The organism is Enterococcus sp. LJL99 (genome assembly GCF_054871725.1).
In genome coordinates this window covers 384156-403166 of the sequence record NZ_JBTXLT010000003.1, presented here as the reverse complement: position 1 = coordinate 403166, position 19011 = coordinate 384156, and the positions used below count along the sequence as shown (strand labels likewise).

Here is a 19011-nt window from a genome sequence, read left to right as displayed (position 1 = left end):
ACACCCAGTGTGGTGGCGATAGCGAGAAGGATACACCTGTTCCCATGCCGAACACAGAAGTTAAGCTTCTTAGCGCCGATTGTAGTGAAGGGTTTCCCTTTGTGAGAGTAGGACGTCGCCACGCTAAATGTGTTGTCTGGAGGTTTAGCTCAGCTGGGAGAGCACCTGCCTTACAAGCAGGGGGTCAGCGGTTCGAACCCGTTAACCTCCATTTTTTGAGCCGTTAGCTCAGTTGGTAGAGCATCTGACTTTTAATCAGAGGGTCGCAGGTTCGAACCCTGCACGGCTCATAGAAATATTTTTGCGGGTGTGGCGGAATTGGCAGACGCACTAGATTTAGGATCTAGCGCCTTACGGCGTGGGGGTTCAAGTCCCTTCACCCGCATTTTGATAAGCCGGCTTAGCTCAGTTGGTAGAGCATCTGATTTGTAATCAGAGGGTCGAGGGTTCAAGTCCTTTAGCCGGCATCTAAGCAACGCGGAAATAGCTCAGTGGTAGAGCACCACCTTGCCAAGGTGGGGGTCGCGGGTTCGAACCCCGTTTTCCGCTTAGCCATTCAACGCCGGGGTGGCGGAACTGGCAGACGCACAGGACTTAAAATCCTGCGGTGAGTGATCACCGTACCGGTTCGATTCCGGTCCTCGGCATAGCATGAAAACACAGCGAAAGTTGTTGTTGAAATGTTTCAATAATTGTTTTTCAATTGTTGTTTTTATATATGTAGCACCCATAGCTCAACTGGATAGAGTGTTTGACTACGAATCAAAAGGTTAGGGGTTCGACTCCCTTTGGGTGCATAGTTAGAGATATTGACTTCGACTAAAAGATGTTGTGGATGTTTTCTTTTGGCGATTGGTCTTTTTTTATTGTAAATGTAATGTTTATTACGGGAAGTAGCTCAGCTTGGTAGAGCACTTGGTTTGGGACCAAGGGGTCGCAGGTTCGAATCCTGTCTTCCCGATTTTGAAGAAGCAGTGATGCTTCTTTTTTTGGCTCTTTGTCAAATAGGACTGATAAGCAAGATTAATTAAAAATCAGAATGGAGGAGTGACTCTTTCATTCTGATTTTTTTGTTATGTTACCTTAATTAAACCGTTGATCAGAAAAATTCGTATTTTCATGTTCTCAAATGATTTAAATCCATAAGAAATGCGCTTAAGGGTTTTAATATGTGTATTTTTTGCTTCTATTTTACCGTTAGAGTACGGATAAATCATGGCATTTCGAATCCCTTCTTCAAACTTAAAAAGGGTCTGTAGTTTCTTTCGAAACTCCTCATCTAAAGTAGCTGGAAGCTCGTTAAGTAATGCAAAAAATTCATCAGGATTTTTCGTTCTAAACGCATCAGTCAAGTCGTGAAAGCTACCGTAGGCTTCTTTTAAAGGTTTAGAGTAGTCTACTAAGCGATCAATCATCATAGCTTCAGTTAAGTAAGGATATTTATCTGTAATTCTTAGCATTTTTTTGATATCATCTGACATAGACATATCGTCCTCTCTGTTTGTTTTTTTGTGGTAAATTAATCATACATGAGAACGATATGTTTTTTTATACTTAAAATGAAAAATGGGGCTGAAGAATCATTTCTGATTCATCAGTCCCATAAATTATAGAGCCATTTTTTAGAGAGCTACTATATACGCATAATTTTTAAAATGTAAGAGCTTTAGTTCATATCCTTGATACTTATTAAATGATATTTGATTAATTAACTCTTTTTTATTTTTTATATTTAATCAAGCATTCTTCTTTATTTACGCATCAAACTTCTGTATAATTATGGTCAGTAATAGTCAAGGAAAAGGTGAATATCATGAGTAATCAAAATACTTCAGACTTAATTGAAGCCTATCTAAAGAAAATTTTGGAAGAAAGTAACAAGATTGAAATTCGTAGAGCAGAAATGGCTAGTTTATTTAATTGTGTTCCTTCCCAAATCAATTATGTAATAAATACTCGTTTTACTATACAAAGAGGCTATTCTGTGGAAAGTAAACGTGGCGGTGGCGGTTATATTCGGATTGCTAAAGTACAAATTTCTGATAGCCATCATTTATTGAAACAAATTCAACAACTTATTGGAAATTCGTTGTCTGAAAAAGATGCTTTGATTTTTGTTCAAAAGTTATATGAAGAAGGTGTTGTTACAAAAAAAGAAGGAAATATTATTCTTTCTGCACTTGCTAAACAAACTTTAACTAAAATTGAAGCAAACGAAGAATATTTACGAGCGCAATTAATGCACTCGTTTCTAGAACGTTTGAGTTATGAGGAGGAATGAGAATATGGATGAATTATTTACAGAAAGTGCCAAAGCAGTTCTAGCTATTGCACAAGAAGAAGCGAAATATTTTAAACATCAATCTGTTGGTTCAGAACATTTACTGTTAGCATTAGTACTGGAACCCAATGGCATTGCTGGGAAAACATTACGTCAACTGAATACAGATAAAAATGATATTCGCGAAGAAATTGAGCATTTGACAGGATATGGAACCGTGAAAAGTTATCCTAAAGGTGCTTACTTGCCATATTCTCCTAGAGCGAAGCAAATATTTGCTTATGCAGGTGATGAAGCAAAACGTTTAGGTGCTTCAAAAATCGGAACGGAACATATTTTACTCGGTTTACTAAGAGACGAAGACATTTTGGCTTCTCGTATTTTGTTAAACCTTGGTTTAAGTTTATCTAAAATGCGCCAATTGTTAATGAAAAAAATGGGCGTCACAGATCCACAATTAGCTAGTGGGATGAATGGTCGTCGTAGAAATAATCAAACACAAAAAAATGCAGTCAAGGGAACTCCGACTCTCGATTCTTTAGCGCGTGATTTAACGAAGTTAGCAAGAGAAAACAATTTAGATCCGGTTGTTGGTCGTTCGAAAGAAGTCCGTCGCTTGATTCAAATTTTAAGTCGTCGTACGAAAAATAATCCTGTCTTAGTTGGAGAACCTGGTGTAGGTAAAACGGCTATAGCGGAAGGATTGGCACAAAAAATTGTTCATGGTGAAGTACCGGAAGATATGTTGGAGAAACGTTTGATGATGCTTGATATGGGCGCTTTAGTTGCTGGGACAAAATATCGCGGAGAATTTGAAGACCGATTGAAAAAGGTGATTGATGAAATCTATCAAGATGGACAAGTTATTTTATTTATAGATGAGCTTCATACCTTGATTGGTGCTGGGGGAGCAGAAGGTGCAATAGATGCTTCGAATATTTTAAAACCAGCTCTGGCTAGAGGAGAGTTACAAACAATCGGTGCTACTACTTTAGATGAGTATCAAAAATATATTGAAAAAGATTCAGCTTTAGAACGGCGCTTTGCTCGTGTACAAGTGGATGAACCAACACCAGAAGAAGCGGAAGAAATTCTGAAAGGCTTACGTTCTCGCTATGAAAAACACCATGGCGTAGAAATTACAGATGATGCATTGCATGCAGCCGTTCAATTATCTGTTCGGTATATCAATTCTCGTCAATTACCAGACAAAGCAATTGATTTAATGGATGAATCAGCCGCAAAAGTTCGTTTAGATTTAGCTGATGAACCATCTAAGATTAATGATTTACGTTTAGAAATTTCTGAATTAGTGGAAGAAAAGGAACAAGCGATTCAAGATCAATCGTTTGAAAGTGCCGCTCGTTTAAGACAAAAAGAAAAGAAATTGGTTAATAAGTTAGAAGCTATTTTATTAGTTGAAGAAAAAGAAGCTTCTGGTTATGCAAATAAAGTGACTGAAGAAGATGTGGCTGGCGTTGTTTCACAATGGACGGGGGTTCCTTTACAACAATTAGAGAAAAAGGAAAGTGATCGTTTACTAGAGTTAGAATCGATTCTTCATCAACGAGTTGTCGGACAAGATGATGCAGTCAAGGCTGTTTCTAGAGCAATCCGTCGAGCAAGAAGTGGTCTAAAGGATCCAAATAGACCAATTGGTTCATTTATGTTCTTAGGACCAACTGGTGTAGGGAAAACAGAATTGGCTAAAGCATTAGCTGAAACCATGTTTGGCAGTGAAGATGCGCTTGTACGTGTGGACATGTCTGAATTTATGGAGAAATATACTACAAGTCGATTGATTGGTTCACCTCCTGGCTATGTCGGTTATGATGAAGGCGGTCAATTAACAGAAAAAATTCGCCAAAAACCTTATTCAGTGATTTTACTAGATGAAGTTGAAAAAGCGCATCCTGATGTGTTCAACATTCTTTTACAAGTTTTGGATGATGGACATTTGACTGATTCTAAGGGGCGTAAAGTCGATTTCAGAAATACGATTTTGATTATGACGTCGAATATTGGTGCAACAGCTATTCGCGAAGAGAAAAATGTTGGTTTTAATGTGACGGATGTATCTAAGGATTATAATGCGATGCAAAAACGTATTTTGGAAGAATTGAAAAAAGCTTTCCGACCAGAATTTTTAAATCGCGTGGATGAGACAGTTGTCTTCCGTTCATTAGATCAAGAAGAAATTCAAGAGATTGTAAAAATTATGAGTAAGTCGATTATTGAACGTTTGAAAGAGCAAGATGTATTATTAAAAATCACTCCAGCTGCTAATGAAGTAATCGGTAAGGTTGGATTTGATCCAGAATATGGTGCTAGACCTATCCGTAGAGCGTTGCAAAAAGAAGTGGAAGATCGATTGAGTGAAGCTTTATTATCAGGACAAGTTCATTTAGGAGATAAGGTGACGATTGGTGCTAGTAAAGGAAAGATAACATTGACAGTCAAATCACCTGAAACAGAAAAATCGTTACAAATGGTTTAACTATTTTGAATTGTAAAAGATTTAAGTATTGATAATACTGACTATTTTATATTAAAGAACAAGCGTACATTCACAGAAATTGCTTTTCAAATTTTTGTGAATGTACGCTTGTTTAAAAGGAATCCATTTTTTACCTAAATTAAGTAAGAATTCACAAAAAACAAGCTAGTTATTTATTTGTGATAGTCTGTTTTAGAATGAGTAAAGTGTTGATAAAATCAGGAGAATAAGCGCAAAAAAGGGAAATTCCTATTGAAGAAACAGGAAATTCTATTGGAAACTTTGTGAAATTGTGTTACCATGAAACAGTTGTTAAGAGGGGGCAAAGAAATGATTGAACTAATTGCAACGGCAGAGTCTGTAGCACAAGCAGAAGCTTTGTTAGCAATCGGAGTAGATACATTATACATAGGAGAAGAAGAATTTGGGCTGCGTTTACCTAATTCATTCACAAGAGAAGAACAACGTGAAATTATCAATATGGCACATGCTGCAGGAAAAAAAGTGATTGTAGCCTTGAATGGTATTATGCATCCAAATAAAATGAAAAAGATACCTGAATATTTAGCTTTTCTACAGGAAATGGCTGTGGATCAATTAACAGTAGGTGATCCAGGAGTTGTTTTTGTGATGCAACGTGAAAAAATTACGATTCCTTATATTTATGATGGTGAAACGTTAGTGACCAGTTCCCGTCAAATTAATTTTTGGGCAAAACGTGGGGCTTCAGGTGCTGTTTTGGCTCGAGAGGTTCCGTTTAAGGAAATGGTTGCTATTGCTGAAAACTTAGTAGTCCCAGCAGAAGTATTAGTCTATGGCGCTACTTGTATTCACCAGTCCAAGCGACCTTTATTACAAAATTACTATAACTACACAAAAAATGAGGAATCTGTTTCTAAAGAGCGAGGATTATTTATTTCTGAACCTAAAAAGGAAGAGACACACTATTCCATCTATGAAGATAGTCATGGAACCCATATTTTTGCAGATAATGATGTATTATTGATCGAAGAGTTAAATGACTTATATGAGAATGAATATAAAAAATGGAAATTGGATGGAATCTATGCTCCAGGTAAAAATTTTGTATCTGTCGCACGACTTTTTGTTGAAGCGAAAGAACAAATAGTAACTGGCAGTTGGACACCAGAAAAAAGTAAAGAACTAGCAAACCAAATTGAACAATTACATCCAGCTAATCGAGGTTTGGATAAAGGCTTTTTTGATTTGGAACCAGATGATATAAAATAAGGAGTAATAGAAATGACAAACGAGCGAACATTGAAGCGTCCTGAGGTCTTAGCACCAGCAGGGACGCTAGAAAAATTAAAAACAGCCATCCATTATGGTGCAGATGCTGTTTATATTGGTGGAAATGCCTATGGATTACGTAGTCGTGCTGGAAATTTTACGAAAGACCAGATGATTGAAGGAATTGAGTTTGCAAGAGAACATGATGCAAAAGTTTATGTTGCAGCAAATATGGTCACTCATGAGGGAAATCAAGAAGGTGCAGGAGAATTTTTCCGTGAATTGCGTGATATCGGAATTTCAGCTGTAATCGTTTCTGACCCTGCTTTGATTGAGATTTGTGCGACAGAGGCACCAGGGTTACCAATCCATTTATCAACTCAAGCTTCTGCGACTAATTATGAAACGTTAGAATTCTGGAAAAATGAAGGATTAGAGCGTGTGGTATTAGCAAGGGAAGTTTCGATGGAAGAAGTGGCTGAAATTCGTAAAAATACGGATGTAGAAATTGAAGCTTTTATTCATGGTGCAATGTGTATTTCTTATTCGGGTAGATGTACATTGTCAAACCATATGTCAATGAGAGATGCGAATCGTGGTGGTTGTTCTCAATCTTGTCGTTGGAAATATGAACTTTATGATATGCCTTTTGGTGGCGAGCGAACCAGTTTGACAGATAAAGGGGAAGTCGAAGAAGAATTTTCAATGAGTGCAGTTGATATGGCGATGATTGAACATATTCCTGAGTTGATTGAAAATGGTGTCGATAGTTTTAAAATAGAGGGACGCATGAAATCAATCCACTATGTTTCGACTGTAGCAAATGTGTACAAAAAAGCGGTCGATACGTATATGGAAGATCCTGAAAATTATGAGTGTAAGCAAGAATGGATTGATGAATTATGGAAGGTAGCGCAACGAGAGTTATCTAGTGGTTTTTATTATGCGACGCCTTCTGATAAGGAACAATTATTTGGTGCTCGTCGTAAAATCCCTGAGTACAAATTTATCGGTGAAGTAATGGCTTATGATTCAGAAACAAAAGTAGCGACTATTCGTCAAAGAAACCATTTTAGTGTTGGCGATGAAATTGAATTTTATGGACCAGGATTCAATCATTTCTATCAAACAGTCGAAGTGATGTATAATGAAGAGGGTGAGTCAATCGACCGAGCACCGAATCCAATGATGATTTTAACTATGCCTGTTTTACAAGAGGTTCATGTCGGCGATATGATTCGTAAAAAGAAATAGAAAGAAAGCTAAAGTTTATCAGAAAAATGTACTGATTATTTTATTAGAATTAATAGTTAAACGTTGATTTTGATGAAGGAGGATGGATATGGTAGAGCAATATGATTATATTGTTATCGGTGGCGGTAGTGGTGGAATCGCATCCGCTAATCGTGCTGGAATGCATGGGGCGAAAGTTCTATTGTTAGAAGGTGGAGCAATCGGCGGAACGTGTGTAAATGTTGGTTGTGTACCGAAAAAAGTAATGTGGCAAGCGAGTGCTTTGATGGAAATGATGACGCGAGATGCTAAAGGATATGGTTTTGACGTAGAAATAAAATCTTTTGATTTCAAGAAATTAGTTCAAAATCGTGAAGCTTATATCGATTTTTTGCATGAAGCTTATCATCGAGGCTTAAGCAGTAATCGAGTAGATGTAGTCTCAGAGTATGCAACCTTTGTCGATAAACAAACAGTCAAAGCTGGTTCTAATACATATACGGCTCCTCATATCTTGATTGCAACAGGTGGGAGACCGAAAAAATTAGGTATTTCTGGTGAAGAGTATGCAATCGATTCTAATGGCTTTTTTGCTTTAGAAGAGCTACCAAAGCGTGTTGTTTTAGTTGGAGCAGGATATATTGCCGCTGAATTAGCTGGAACAGTTAATGGACTCGGAGCTGAAACACACTGGGCATTTAGAAAAGAGCGTCCTTTGCGTTCTTTTGATTCATTATTAGCTGAAAAAGTAATGGAACATTATCAACAAGATGGAATGCAGCTACATCCAAATTCAGTTCCACAATCCATTGAAAAACTGGCTTCAGATGAATTAGTCATTACGTTTGATAATGGAACTAAAATTACGGCTGATTGTATTATTTTTGGTGCTGGTCGTCAACCAAATACTGAGAAACTTGGCTTAGAAAATACTTCAGTAGAGTTAAGTGAGCATGGATACATCAAAGTAGATAAATTTCAAAATACAACGCAAAAAGGGATTTATTCTGTGGGTGATGTGATTGGTAAAATTGATTTAACACCAGTGGCTATCGAAGCGGGTAGAAGATTATCCGAACGCTTATTTAATGGAAAAAGCCAGGAGCATCTTGATTACGACACGATTCCAACGGTAGTTTTCACGCATCCTCCGATTGCCACAGTGGGCTTGTCTGAAGAAGAAGCAATTGAAAAATATGGCAAAGAAACACTTAAAATTTATCGTTCGACGTTTACTCCAATGTACTTTGCTTTAGATGAGTATCGCCAAAAATGTGATATGAAACTAGTTTGTGTAGGAGAAGAAGAAAAAATTGTCGGTTTGCATGCAATTGGTCTTGGCGTAGATGAAATGCTTCAAGGATTTGCAGTAGCGGTAAAAATGGGCGCGACAAAGAAAGATTTTGATCAAACGGTGGCAATTCATCCAACAGGTTCAGAAGAATTTGTGACAATGAGATAATTAGTTGAGATTTATAAAAAAATAAGCCTCCTCAAAAATGAGTAATCCATTTTTGAGGAGGCTTTTTTAAGTTGTTCGTAATAAAATCATTTCGGTTATTTCTTGCAGTGTTTCTCTCGCTTGAGTCGGTGTATCAGGTAATTTTTTGATTTCCTTTAAGGCCTTTCTGGTATAATCTGCTGCCAATTTTTGCGCTTGGGTAACGCCATCTAACTTGTGGATTAAGTGATAAAGTTCGTTAATTTCATCGGTAGAGATTAATTCTTTTTTCTTAAGATACGGCAAAACAGCTTTTCGATCTGTTTTTAAAGCATAAAGAAGTGGTAAGGAATAGATTCCTTGACGGACATCTTCTAAAACTGGTTTACCAATGTGCTCTGAACTTTGGGAATAATCCAAAATATCATCAATGATTTGAAACGCAATCCCGATATTTGTCCCGATATCACCACATTTTTTAGCAAAGCGCTCAGAGGTATTGCTTTCTAACGCACCAATAAAACAGCTTAAAGCAAATAATTCGGCTGTTTTTCCAGAAATATTTTCTAAGTATTGATTAATTGTCATATCCAAATTATAACGTTGATCCATTTGGCCAAGTTCGCCACTAAGTATTTTTTCCATACTACGAGAATTTAATTGAATGCTTTTCAATGAAGAAGAATAATCTGATAAGAGCTTAAAACAGCAGACAAATAAGTAGTCGCCTGCATAAACGGCAGTATTATTACCAAATTCTGAACGAATGGTCGGTAAGTTTCGGCGTATATCAGCTTCGTCAACAATATCGTCGTGAATTAAAGTTGCTGTATGCAATAACTCAATAGAAGCAGCCAATGCGACAACCTTCTTTTCTTCTTTTTCTTTTCCAAATTGCGCAAAGAGTAGTTGGTAAGCGGGTCGTAATAGTTTTCCGCCAGAGTGAATCATTGTTAAGATAGCCGTCTCTACATCTTTGTTTTTCAACTGTACGCTTTTTTCCATGATGGCAACAGTTTGGTTTAATTCTTTGGCTAATAGTGGATAGTTATTCCACATAGGGTGAATATTCATAAGATGACTCCTTTAATTATACTGGTTGAAACGAATTTAATGGCTACTGAAGTAATTGCTCCATTTTTGTTTTGATGTTTTTTCATAATCTAATTGAAATTGATGCATCGTTCGGACGTGTCTTAATAGATAATTTGCACTAATTCCAATCGCGATTCCAGAGAGAATACCAAAGATTGCTAGAAATGGTAAATAGAGCATCGTTGTCCAAGTACCATATAGAAACGAGGCAGTTAATAATTGGCCTACATTAAACATGAACCCACCTACCGCACTAATTCCAATAATACTGACACGTTTTGGTCCAAGTTGTTTAACTAGTAACATTCCAAAATAGCTTAATAAGGCTCCGCTAGCACTGAAGAGTAGTGTTGAAATGGTTCCACCAAGTAAGGTTGTAAGTAATAATCGTAAAATAACAAGTAAAAAACTTTCTCTTTTTTTCATCGTAAAAATAGCGATGATTGTGATTAAATTCGCGAGTCCAAGCTTAGCACCTGGCGCAAAAGCAAAGGGATAAGGAATCATATTTTCTAATAAACCAATAATTACACCTTGTGCAACAAGCATTGAGATATAAATTTGTTTTTGTAGTTTACTCATATAGGTTCACAGTTTAATAAATTAAACTGCCATCTTCACTCCCGTCAGAGGCTTGTATAGAAATCGATAATTTATGCGGTAGGTAAACAATGGGAGATTCTCCAGCTTTAGAAATCCAACCTCTTCGTACACATAATAAATCGCCACAATTAGTTTTAGTGATACGAATCCGATCACCATCTACTTCAATAAGATTATAATCTCCATCAGGATCTTCATATCTATAAGTATAATTTTGTCCGCCTTCTTTTAAATCAAAGACTTTGATGATTTCGCCGTCCACTTTTAAAACAGCTTGTTTGGTAACGGAACTGTCTTGATTTCCGTTTTGAACTGCAAAAACAACAAGGGGCAAAAAAGAACTGAGTATAAGTAAAATGATAATCGCAAAATCCCACGGACGCAAATAACTTTTTTTAATAAAATTTTTAATTTGCAACTCTTTTCTCTCCTTTGTTGTTTTCATTGAAATTAAGTGATTTAAATAGACGGCGAGACAGAAGCAGCTTTTTAAGGATAAGAAAAAATTTATCAAAAGGAAGTTTCCTCTTTTAAATTTTACTTATGTCTCAGTGCAAGTTACTTCTGTCTCGACCTTCTTATTATCTAATAGGATGAAATCAATAAAGCTAAATTACTTTTTGTCGCCGTATCTAGCTTTAGGTGTTCCATACCACCATTTTCCTAGTTTTTCTTGAATCCATGGCACTACCCAACGGTCTAAACCAATCGCACGTCCAGAACCATTCATCAAGGCGAATGCTACAAAGATAAACCAAATATTTACCCAATAGAACATTCCAGATAAGCAGAATGCAGCTGTTAATGCAATAGTAGAAGCACTAGCCAACCATGTAAATAATCCAGCGATCAATGCTAAAGCAATCAAGATTTCAACGATTGTCATGAATTTTTGGAAGAATAGAGCGACTTCTTGATTTGGCATCATGACTTTCATCACACTCTCAAACCATTTTGGCATATGTTCAAATACAAGCATTGGTTCTTCACCATAAGCATAGCTTAAGCCAAAGTGAGCCGCTTGTGTTGCTGTTTCAGTTGTACCTTCAGCAGCAGAAGCACCAGTTGTTACTTGTTCTTGCAACCAAGGGAATGGGAAGGCAACGTTATTGGTAAACCATGAGCCATCACCAAACCAAGTGCTAGGTTTTAAGTAATCGCCATTTCCGACTACTTTTTTCATTGCTTCTACTAGCCATACAGAACCATAGAAGACACGCAGAGGAACACTCCATAGAACATTACCATAACGAGAAGAATGTCCACGAGTCACATTACGATCATCTTTGATGTGGAAGAATTCGTGCATTAGGTATTGGAACATGTAATAGCCAGAACGGATATCAAAGAAATATTTCAAGTTAACGATATGTTTCATGATAATAGCTAAGAATCCACTAAGATGGATTTTGTCGAATAAGTTAGCTACGCCCCATTTTGAGCCAATAGAAACCATAAATCCTTGATAATTTCCTTTAAACTTATGTTTTTCGCCACCTTTGATCGAAGCAACTATATTTGCAGCAGCTGTATGCCCAGTTTGTTCTGCAGCTTGAACGATTTGAGGTGTTGGTGTTTCTGGAAACTCTTCATAGTAAACTAGGTCACCAATGATATAAATATCTTTGTCTTCGTAACCTTTAGCTTGCATATATTCATTTGCAACTAAGCGATTACCGCGTGCTGCTTCCAAACCAAAGTCAGCAGCATCAGAGGTTGCTTTAACACCAGCTGTCCAAATTAATGTATGAGTTGGTACTTGTGAACCATCCTTCAATTTAATATGGTCTTCCGCTACTTCAACGATTGGTGCATTTTTAAGCAATTTTACGTTTTTCTTTTCTAAGTAACGTTCAGCTTTCGCTGCATCATTACGAGTTAACATATTTAGAATCGTTGGCATTGCTTCAACGACCATCAAAGTAAATTCGTTTGGATCTAGTTTCGCATTTTTAGCTAAACGATCTTTCCAATCAATTAATTCTCCAATCATTTCGATTCCAGTAAAACCAGAACCACAAACAACAAAAGTAAGCATTGATTTACGAATTTCAGGATCGGGTTCAATTGCTGCCTTTGCAACAGTTTCTTCAATGTGCTCACGAATTTTTAAAGCATCATCGAATGACCAAAGAGTAAAACCATTTTCCTTAACACCAGGAGTACCAAAATCATTTGGTTCACCACCCATACCAATAATCAATTGATCGAAAGGATAAGAACCTAATTTTGTTTTAACGATTTTATTTTCTTTGTCAATACCAGTAACTGTATCGGTAACTAGGTTGACGTTTTTCTTGCGAGAGAATAAACGCTGTAAATCATACTGAATTGCTTCAGGTTCAACACGTCCTCCAGCTACTTCGTGTAATTCAGTCATCATGGTGTGATAGGAATGACGGTCAATTAAAGTAATTTCTACGTCACTATTTTTTTTCAGTTTTTTTGCTAAAAATTTCGTTGCTGAAACCCCAGCATAGCCTGCACCCACAACGACAATATTTTGCTTTGCCATTGATAATCCGCTCCTTAAAATATATAAATAAATGATAATAATACAATCCTTTATATTATAAAGGGTCAATTGCTTTTTGTCTAATAACAAAACTCCAAAAACAGATAAAATATTAGTTAGATTAAAAATACGTTAAAAACTGTTAATTTCAGGTAGGTTTCGCATGAGATTGATTGACATAAACCAAAAAATTGTTAGAATGTATATTGAATCACAAAGAATGATGATTTAAATAAAAAATTATATAAAGAAAAGGAACAGGTGAATAAAATGAAAGTTAATAAATTTGTTAAAGGGTTCACTACAATCGCTCTTGCAACTGTATTATTAGCCGCTTGTGGCGCGGATGACAAGAAAGAGACAGCTAAATCTTCTGACTCAAGTACAGCAACAAGTGAATCTTCAAAAACAGAAGAATCAACAGCTGCTGAAAAAGTTGCTGGCGGAGATTTAAAAGATGGTACGTATAAATTAGAAGAAAAAAATGAATCAAATGGTTACCGTGCAGTATTTGAAATGACTGTTAAAGATGGTAAAATTACAAAATCTGACTATGATTACATCAATGCAGATGGCAAATCTAAAAAAGATGATGCTGACTACAACAAGAGCATGAAAGAAAAATCTGGTACTAGCCCAGATATGTATATTCCTGAACTTAACGAAGCGTTCCTTAAATCTCAAACTGCTGATGGTGTAGAAGTTGTAACAGGTGCGACTCACTCAAGTCATGCATTCCAAAACTACGCACAACAATTGATTCAAGCTGCTCAAATGGGAGATACAGATACAATTGAAATCGATAATGGTGCTGCTTTGAAAGATGGCACATATACATTGAAAGAAAAAAATGATTCTAATGGTTACCATACACAATTCTCAATTGTTGTAAAAGATGGTAAAGTCACTGAATCAAACTATGATAGTGTTAATGCAGATGGCAAATCTAAAAAAGATGATGCTGACTACAACAAGAGCATGAAAGAAAAATCTGGTACAGATCCAGAAACTTATATTCCAGAATTAAATGCAGAATTAGTTAAAGTAATGAATGAAAAAGATGGTACAGCTGGCGATGTAGAAGTAGTGACTGGTGCAACACACAGTACACATTCATTTGTTATCTATGCAGAACAATTAATCAATGCTGCTCAAAAAGGTGATACAGCTGAAATCGTTGTAGACAATATTGTAACAAAATAATTTAGAACAAATGTAGATTGCTCTTAATGATAATTGATTCGCAAGGGTAATTTAATTATTCAAATCTAGGGTGGGTCTAAGGTATTGCGTTCGGTAAAAACCGATCATTATGCTAAAGACTCACTCTTTTTATGTGTTTCAAGTTAAAATTTCACTTAAAAGACTGTTCATTCTACACAAAACGCGCTACTATAGTTAAGTAATTTTCTTAGAAAGAGGGATAATATGAAAAAAAGAACAATAATGATTGTCGGATGTATGGTTCTATTTTTATTTATGATAGCGGGATGTAGTACTAAGAAAGCCGCAACAGACGTACCAAAAATCAATAAGGAGCCATATTCTGATCAACAAACATTGATTGGGACGTATGTTCAAATCCGAATTTATGATGATGGAAAAGAAGAAGTTTTGGAAAAAGCGTTTGATAAAGTAAAAGATTTGGGCGATCGAATTACAGTGAATGAAAAAGGCTCTGAAATCGATGAAATCAATGACCAAGCGGGAATTAAACCAGTAAAAGTATCGGATGATGTTTATGAATTGGTCAAACGAGCGTATGAGTATAGCGCTGATTCTGATGGTGGTTTTGATATGGCGATTGGACCAGTAACTCAACTGTGGCACATTGGGTTCCCAGATGCTAGAAAACCGTCGCAAGAGGAAATCGATGAAGCGTTAAAATTAGTGGATTATACAAAAGTAAAACTAGATGATAAAGAAAAAACGGTTTATTTAGAAGAAAAAGGAATGGCTCTTGATTTAGGTGCGATTGCTAAAGGCTTTATTACGGATGAGGTAGTAAAAGTTTTAGAAGAAAATGATGTGACCACGGCGATTGTGGATTTAGGTGGAAACATCTATGTGCTAGGAAATAGCCCTCGAGAAGAAGGGGCAGATTGGAATGTTGGGATTCAAGATCCTAATCAAGCGCGTAATACAGTAATTGGAAAAATCAAAGAAAGTAATAAAACATTAGTGACTTCTGGAATCTATGAACGTTATTTAGAAGTAGACGGACAAAAGTATCATCATTTATTTGATCCAGATACGGGCTATCCTTTTGATAATGATATTGCGGGAGTCACTGTAATTACGGATAAATCAATCGATGGTGATGGTTTATCAACGGCTGTCTTTTCAATGGGTGTTAAAAAAGGCTTAGAGTATGCGGAAAGCTTAGATAATGTTGATGTAATTTTTGTGACAAAAGACGACAAAGTTTATGTGAGCAAGGGAATCGAAAAAACATTTGAAATAGATAAAGATTCTGGTTACACGATGGGAAATCGTGACGAGTTAAAGTAAGGGAATAGGTTACAAGATTAATTCAAAACTAGAGGAGAATACGTATGTCGTGGAAAGTGTTTTTACAAGTGGTAGAAATTCAAACAAAATTGGCTAGTTTGTTTCCTTTTATCATGGGGTTCTTATTTTCAATCGCTTATTTTCATCAGTTCAATTTATTTTATACGATTGTCTTTTTTATTGGAATGGTCGTTTTTGATATGGCTACAACAGCGATTAATAACTATATGGATTTTAAAAAAGCTAAATCAGAAGTGTATAAATTTCAGGAAAATATTATCGGACAATCGGGTGTTTCGCCCGTTTTAGTCCGGAATATGATTTTTGGAATGGTCGCTTTCACTGCGTTGATTGGATTATTTTTAACGTTGAAGACAGGTTGGCTATTTCTGATCATGGGTGGAATCTGCTGTTTTATCGGAATTTTTTATACTTTTGGACCGATTCCGCTGTCTAGAATGCCTCTAGGAGAAGTTTTTAGTGGGTTTACGATGGGCTTGGGCATCTTCACGATGACAATTTATTTAAATGTTACTGAAAATCGTCCATTTTTCTTAGCAATCGATTTTTCTAAAGGAACGTTTGCTTTAACAGGTCATCTATGGAGCTTACTGGCGATTGTACTAGCTGCTATGCCATTGGTATTTACGATTGCAGATATTATGTTAGCGAATAATTTGCGAGATTTGGATACAGATATTGAAAATCATCGGTATACACTTGTTTATTATATTGGTCGTAAGCAAGGGATTGTTTTATTTCAATTATTAATGTTTGCTTGCTATCTTATAATTTTATTAGGCTTATTATTTGGTGTTTATCGTTGGCCAATCTTAATTGTTTTTCTATCATTACCTATTGTTTGGAAGAACCTGCAAACATTTAAACAAGAATTGCCTGCGCCAAAAAGTTTCCGTCATTCAATTAAAAATTTATTAGCGTTTAATAGCAGTTATATTTTGGGCCTGTTGTTAATGATTCTATTTTAGAATAAAAAAAGCAAACTAAATCACTGGAACGAAGATTATTTCGTCCTTGTGTGAGCTAGCTTGCTTTTTTTGTTACACTTTCTTCTTTTTATTTTTGATGAAAATTAGCAAAACAACGACTAAAATGATTCCGATGCCTAAAATTGAGAACCATACTTTTTGTTGTTCTCCTGTATTTGGGAAAATACCAGTTCCTTTTTTACTATCATCTTCTTTTTTGTCTACTCTTTTTGACGTATCGCTAGTTGTCGTTTTAATTGGTTCTTGACTTGAATTAACTGTTTCCTCTCCATAGAAGGATTGGTTTTTTAATGTATAAACAGGAGAATAAATGCCAAGTTCACTATTGAACGCACATAAATTAAAATCTTCTTGATTTGGAAGTGTAAAATAGCCGTCGCTGTCAGTTTGAGTAACAACTGTTGCAAATGGATAGATTTCTTGAATAGTTAATGGATTTCCTTCAGTAGAGTTAGCTGTATCTAGACCAAAAATAGAAACGCCGCTGACTGGAGAGTCGTCGGTAGATTGAACGCGTCCTTTTACTTCATTGGTCTTTGCGTCATATGAAATAAACGAAATAACGTATGTTGTTTTAGGATTTACCGCTGTATCTTCTATTTTTCGCTTTATTTCTTGGCGTGTTTTTTCATCAGCTGGAGCTGAAAAGTAAGATATAGAAACGGCATTTTTTCCTAATTTTTCTGTATTTGCTTTTTCTAAAAGTTTTAAATCGTAGAAGGTTACGCCGTGGTGGCTAGCATCCGTTTTAATCATCTCTAGGGTCAGTGTCTCCCCCTGTGAAACAAGTATTGTAGACGAGATAATACTTTCATCGACAGATTCGGTGGAGGTTGACGTTGGTTTTTGTGTATCGTTAGATTGAATTGCTTGCGACGTAGTACTTGTAGTTTCCTCGGTAGAACTAGTAGATAAAGAGTTGGTTTCTACTGTTGATTGAGAAATAGTTGGTGCTTCTTCTGCAAAGGCAGTTGTTGGAATTAAAAATAGCAGAGGGATCATAGAACAAACCAATTTTTTCATAAATAAGCTCCTTTTTGTTACTTTTTTATTTTTTGTAACTATATTGTAACATATATGAAATCAAAGAAATATTTTTTATGAAAAAGTTACAATCTTAAAGTTTTCTTAATAATACCTGATAAGATAAGAATACAAGCACTTATCATTTTGTTTTCTAAAATTGAACGTACAGAAATCCAGATGGAAATAAGCCGTAAATTACAAAAATTAAAAATAATTTTTGTAATTTACGGCTTATTTCTTAGATTTCGATGCGCGTGATACGCTTTTGTTTTAATTGTTAGTTTTATCTTCGATCTTACTTAAACTTATCTCGCCAGAAGAAAGTTTTTTTTCTGTGTTATCGGATAGTTTTACAATTAATTCACCGTAATCATCAATAGCTACAGCAATACCCTCATAATCTTTTCCTGCTTGAGTGAAAGCGACTGTTTTGCCTAAAACGAATGATTTTTCACGGTAGGCATCCAAATAGGTTTCAGATGGAGCATCAACTAATTGATAAAAATGATTCCAAATACTGGCAATTAACTGATTACGAGTGATTGTTGGCTTTCCAGTTGGGAATAAAGAAGAAGCTTTTTGTTGTAATTCTTTCGGGAAATCTTTTTGTTTTAACGAAAAATTAATCCCCATGCCAATGACAACGTTAGCAACCTGTCCAGATTCAAAACCTGCCATTGCTTCGGATAATATACCACAGACTTTTTTTCCGTTGATATAAATATCGTTGACCCATTTTATTTCTGTTGCGACATTTGCTAATTCATCCATGGCTTTAGATACCGCAACAGCCATAATCACAGTGTATTGAGCCATTTCTGCGAAATTTTTATTTGGTCTTAAAAGCATACTCATATAGATACCGCAGCCTGGTTTTGAGAAAAAAGGACGCCCAAATCTTCCGCGAGGAGCTTCTTGCATATCGGCAATAATCAAGCTATTGCTTGGCTGTCCATCAAGTGCAGCTATTTTTGCATCTTTCATTGTTGATTCAGATTGTTCTAAAACAGTGATTGAAAGCTCAGGTGTGGTCTCCGCTAAATCTAATTTAATTCCTTCCGCACATAGTACATCGCTCGCTTCATAGCAGTATCCTTTATGTTTCATACTAATGATTACATGTCCTTCTTTGCGTAATTCATTGATAGCTTTCCAGATTGCATTTCGAGAAAGTGAAAGTTGTTGCGCCATTTCCTCGCCAGAAATATAATGACCCATTTCTTGTATAAGTAATGTTAGAACTTGACTCTTTGTAGTCATTTTTTTCACTCCTTCGGTCGTAGACTTATTGTAGCTGAAAACGGATGAGATGGTCAACCGTTGGAAGGAAATATAACAAAAGCTTTATACTTATTTTTTTATACAAAATAAGTATAAAATAGTGAATAAAATAAAAGTAAAAAACAACTAAAATTTTGAAAAATAGAAGGAATGATTTTTACATCAGATTAGTGATTAGCTCTGAAAACCAATTAAATATGATGTATCTTATGAAGGAGGAATTTGCAAAATAACAAAAAAGGTGAAAGTTTGTTCTTAGAGGAAAAA

Annotated in this window: 14 protein-coding genes, 8 tRNA genes, 1 rRNA gene and 1 pseudogene; 17 read left to right on the top strand and 7 right to left on the bottom strand. The window is 35.8% G+C overall.

The window, feature by feature from the left end; genetic code table 11:
• The first annotated feature begins 8 nt into the window (after positions 1 to 8).
• From rrf to ACYSNW_RS07175, 9 genes are all read left to right on the top strand, one after another.
• Positions 9 to 124, top strand: a 5S ribosomal RNA gene (gene rrf / locus ACYSNW_RS07215).
• 14 nt (positions 125 to 138) lie between these two features.
• A tRNA-Val gene (locus ACYSNW_RS07210) sits at positions 139 to 211 on the top strand.
• Positions 212 to 217: 6 nt separating this feature from the next.
• Positions 218 to 290, top strand: a tRNA-Lys gene (locus ACYSNW_RS07205).
• 13 nt (positions 291 to 303) lie between these two features.
• Positions 304 to 385, top strand: a tRNA-Leu gene (locus tag ACYSNW_RS07200).
• Positions 386 to 394: 9 nt separating this feature from the next.
• Positions 395 to 467: transfer RNA gene (locus tag ACYSNW_RS07195), tRNA-Thr, on the top strand.
• Between the two features lie 10 nt (positions 468 to 477).
• A tRNA-Gly gene (locus tag ACYSNW_RS07190) sits at positions 478 to 549 on the top strand.
• Between the two features lie 12 nt (positions 550 to 561).
• Positions 562 to 647, top strand: a tRNA-Leu gene (locus tag ACYSNW_RS07185).
• Between the two features lie 76 nt (positions 648 to 723).
• Positions 724 to 797 (top strand) — tRNA-Arg (locus ACYSNW_RS07180).
• 90 nt (positions 798 to 887) lie between these two features.
• Positions 888 to 961: transfer RNA gene (locus tag ACYSNW_RS07175), tRNA-Pro, on the top strand.
• Positions 962 to 1073: 112 nt separating this feature from the next.
• On the opposite strand, the pseudogene ACYSNW_RS07170 reads toward ACYSNW_RS07175, so the two are convergent.
• A pseudogene (locus ACYSNW_RS07170) lies at positions 1074 to 1442 on the bottom strand (transposase); the annotation flags it as partial.
• A gap of 371 nt (positions 1443 to 1813) precedes the next feature.
• On the opposite strand from ACYSNW_RS07170, the gene ACYSNW_RS07165 reads away from it, so the two are divergent.
• The 5 genes from ACYSNW_RS07165 (at position 1814) to gor (ending at position 8724) form a co-directional block, all read left to right on the top strand.
• Positions 1814 to 2281, top strand: a complete 468-nt coding sequence (locus ACYSNW_RS07165; RefSeq protein ID WP_461743802.1) for a CtsR family transcriptional regulator — start codon at positions 1814 to 1816, stop codon at positions 2279 to 2281.
• Positions 2282 to 2285: 4 nt separating this feature from the next.
• Positions 2286 to 4778, top strand: a complete 2493-nt coding sequence (locus tag ACYSNW_RS07160; protein ID WP_461743801.1) for an ATP-dependent Clp protease ATP-binding subunit — start codon at positions 2286 to 2288, stop codon at positions 4776 to 4778.
• A 330-nt stretch (positions 4779 to 5108) separates the two neighbouring features.
• A complete protein-coding gene (locus ACYSNW_RS07155) occupies positions 5109 to 6029 on the top strand; it encodes a peptidase U32 family protein (protein ID WP_461743800.1) in 921 nt (306 codons plus the stop codon).
• Between the two features lie 12 nt (positions 6030 to 6041).
• Positions 6042 to 7283, top strand: coding sequence for a peptidase U32 family protein (locus ACYSNW_RS07150; RefSeq protein WP_461743799.1), 1242 nt, complete (start codon positions 6042 to 6044; stop codon positions 7281 to 7283).
• Between the two features lie 88 nt (positions 7284 to 7371).
• Positions 7372 to 8724 (top strand): glutathione-disulfide reductase, encoded by a 1353-nt coding sequence (gor, locus tag ACYSNW_RS07145; RefSeq protein ID WP_461743798.1) that lies wholly within the window; start codon positions 7372 to 7374, stop codon positions 8722 to 8724.
• 66 nt (positions 8725 to 8790) lie between these two features.
• On the opposite strand, the gene ACYSNW_RS07140 is transcribed toward gor, so the two are convergent.
• From ACYSNW_RS07140 to ACYSNW_RS07125, 4 genes are all read right to left on the bottom strand, one after another.
• Positions 8791 to 9777 (bottom strand): polyprenyl synthetase family protein, encoded by a 987-nt coding sequence (locus ACYSNW_RS07140; protein ID WP_461743797.1) that lies wholly within the window; start codon positions 9775 to 9777, stop codon positions 8791 to 8793.
• 36 nt (positions 9778 to 9813) lie between these two features.
• Positions 9814 to 10380, bottom strand: a complete 567-nt coding sequence (locus tag ACYSNW_RS07135; protein WP_461743796.1) for a Gx transporter family protein — start codon at positions 10378 to 10380, stop codon at positions 9814 to 9816.
• Positions 10381 to 10393: 13 nt separating this feature from the next.
• Positions 10394 to 10819 carry a NusG domain II-containing protein gene (locus tag ACYSNW_RS07130; protein ID WP_461743795.1) on the bottom strand — a complete coding sequence of 142 codons (426 nt, stop codon included), beginning with the start codon at positions 10817 to 10819 and terminating at the stop codon, positions 10394 to 10396.
• A 195-nt stretch (positions 10820 to 11014) separates the two neighbouring features.
• A complete protein-coding gene (locus ACYSNW_RS07125) occupies positions 11015 to 12916 on the bottom strand; it encodes an FAD-dependent oxidoreductase (protein ID WP_461743794.1) in 1902 nt (633 codons plus the stop codon).
• A 270-nt stretch (positions 12917 to 13186) separates the two neighbouring features.
• On the opposite strand from ACYSNW_RS07125, the gene pplA reads away from it, so the two are divergent.
• From pplA to menA, 3 genes are all read left to right on the top strand, one after another.
• A complete protein-coding gene (gene pplA / locus ACYSNW_RS07120) occupies positions 13187 to 14119 on the top strand; it encodes an extracellular electron transfer flavoprotein PplA (RefSeq protein WP_461743793.1) in 933 nt (310 codons plus the stop codon).
• 225 nt (positions 14120 to 14344) lie between these two features.
• Positions 14345 to 15427: an FAD:protein FMN transferase gene (locus ACYSNW_RS07115; protein ID WP_461743792.1), complete on the top strand. Its 1083-nt coding sequence runs from the start codon at positions 14345 to 14347 to the stop codon at positions 15425 to 15427.
• 44 nt (positions 15428 to 15471) lie between these two features.
• A complete protein-coding gene (gene menA / locus ACYSNW_RS07110) occupies positions 15472 to 16416 on the top strand; it encodes a 1,4-dihydroxy-2-naphthoate polyprenyltransferase (protein ID WP_461743791.1) in 945 nt (314 codons plus the stop codon).
• A gap of 72 nt (positions 16417 to 16488) precedes the next feature.
• Here the strand turns inward: menA and ACYSNW_RS07105 are convergent, their stop codons facing one another.
• Together ACYSNW_RS07105 and ACYSNW_RS07100 are read right to left on the bottom strand one after the other, a co-directional pair.
• Complete coding sequence (locus ACYSNW_RS07105) at positions 16489 to 17460, bottom strand: LPXTG cell wall anchor domain-containing protein (protein WP_461743790.1); 972 nt, start codon at positions 17458 to 17460, stop codon at positions 16489 to 16491.
• Positions 17461 to 17733: 273 nt separating this feature from the next.
• A complete protein-coding gene (locus ACYSNW_RS07100; RefSeq protein WP_461743789.1) occupies positions 17734 to 18723 on the bottom strand; it encodes a biotin--[acetyl-CoA-carboxylase] ligase in 990 nt (329 codons plus the stop codon).
• Positions 18724 to 19011 lie beyond the last annotated feature (288 nt).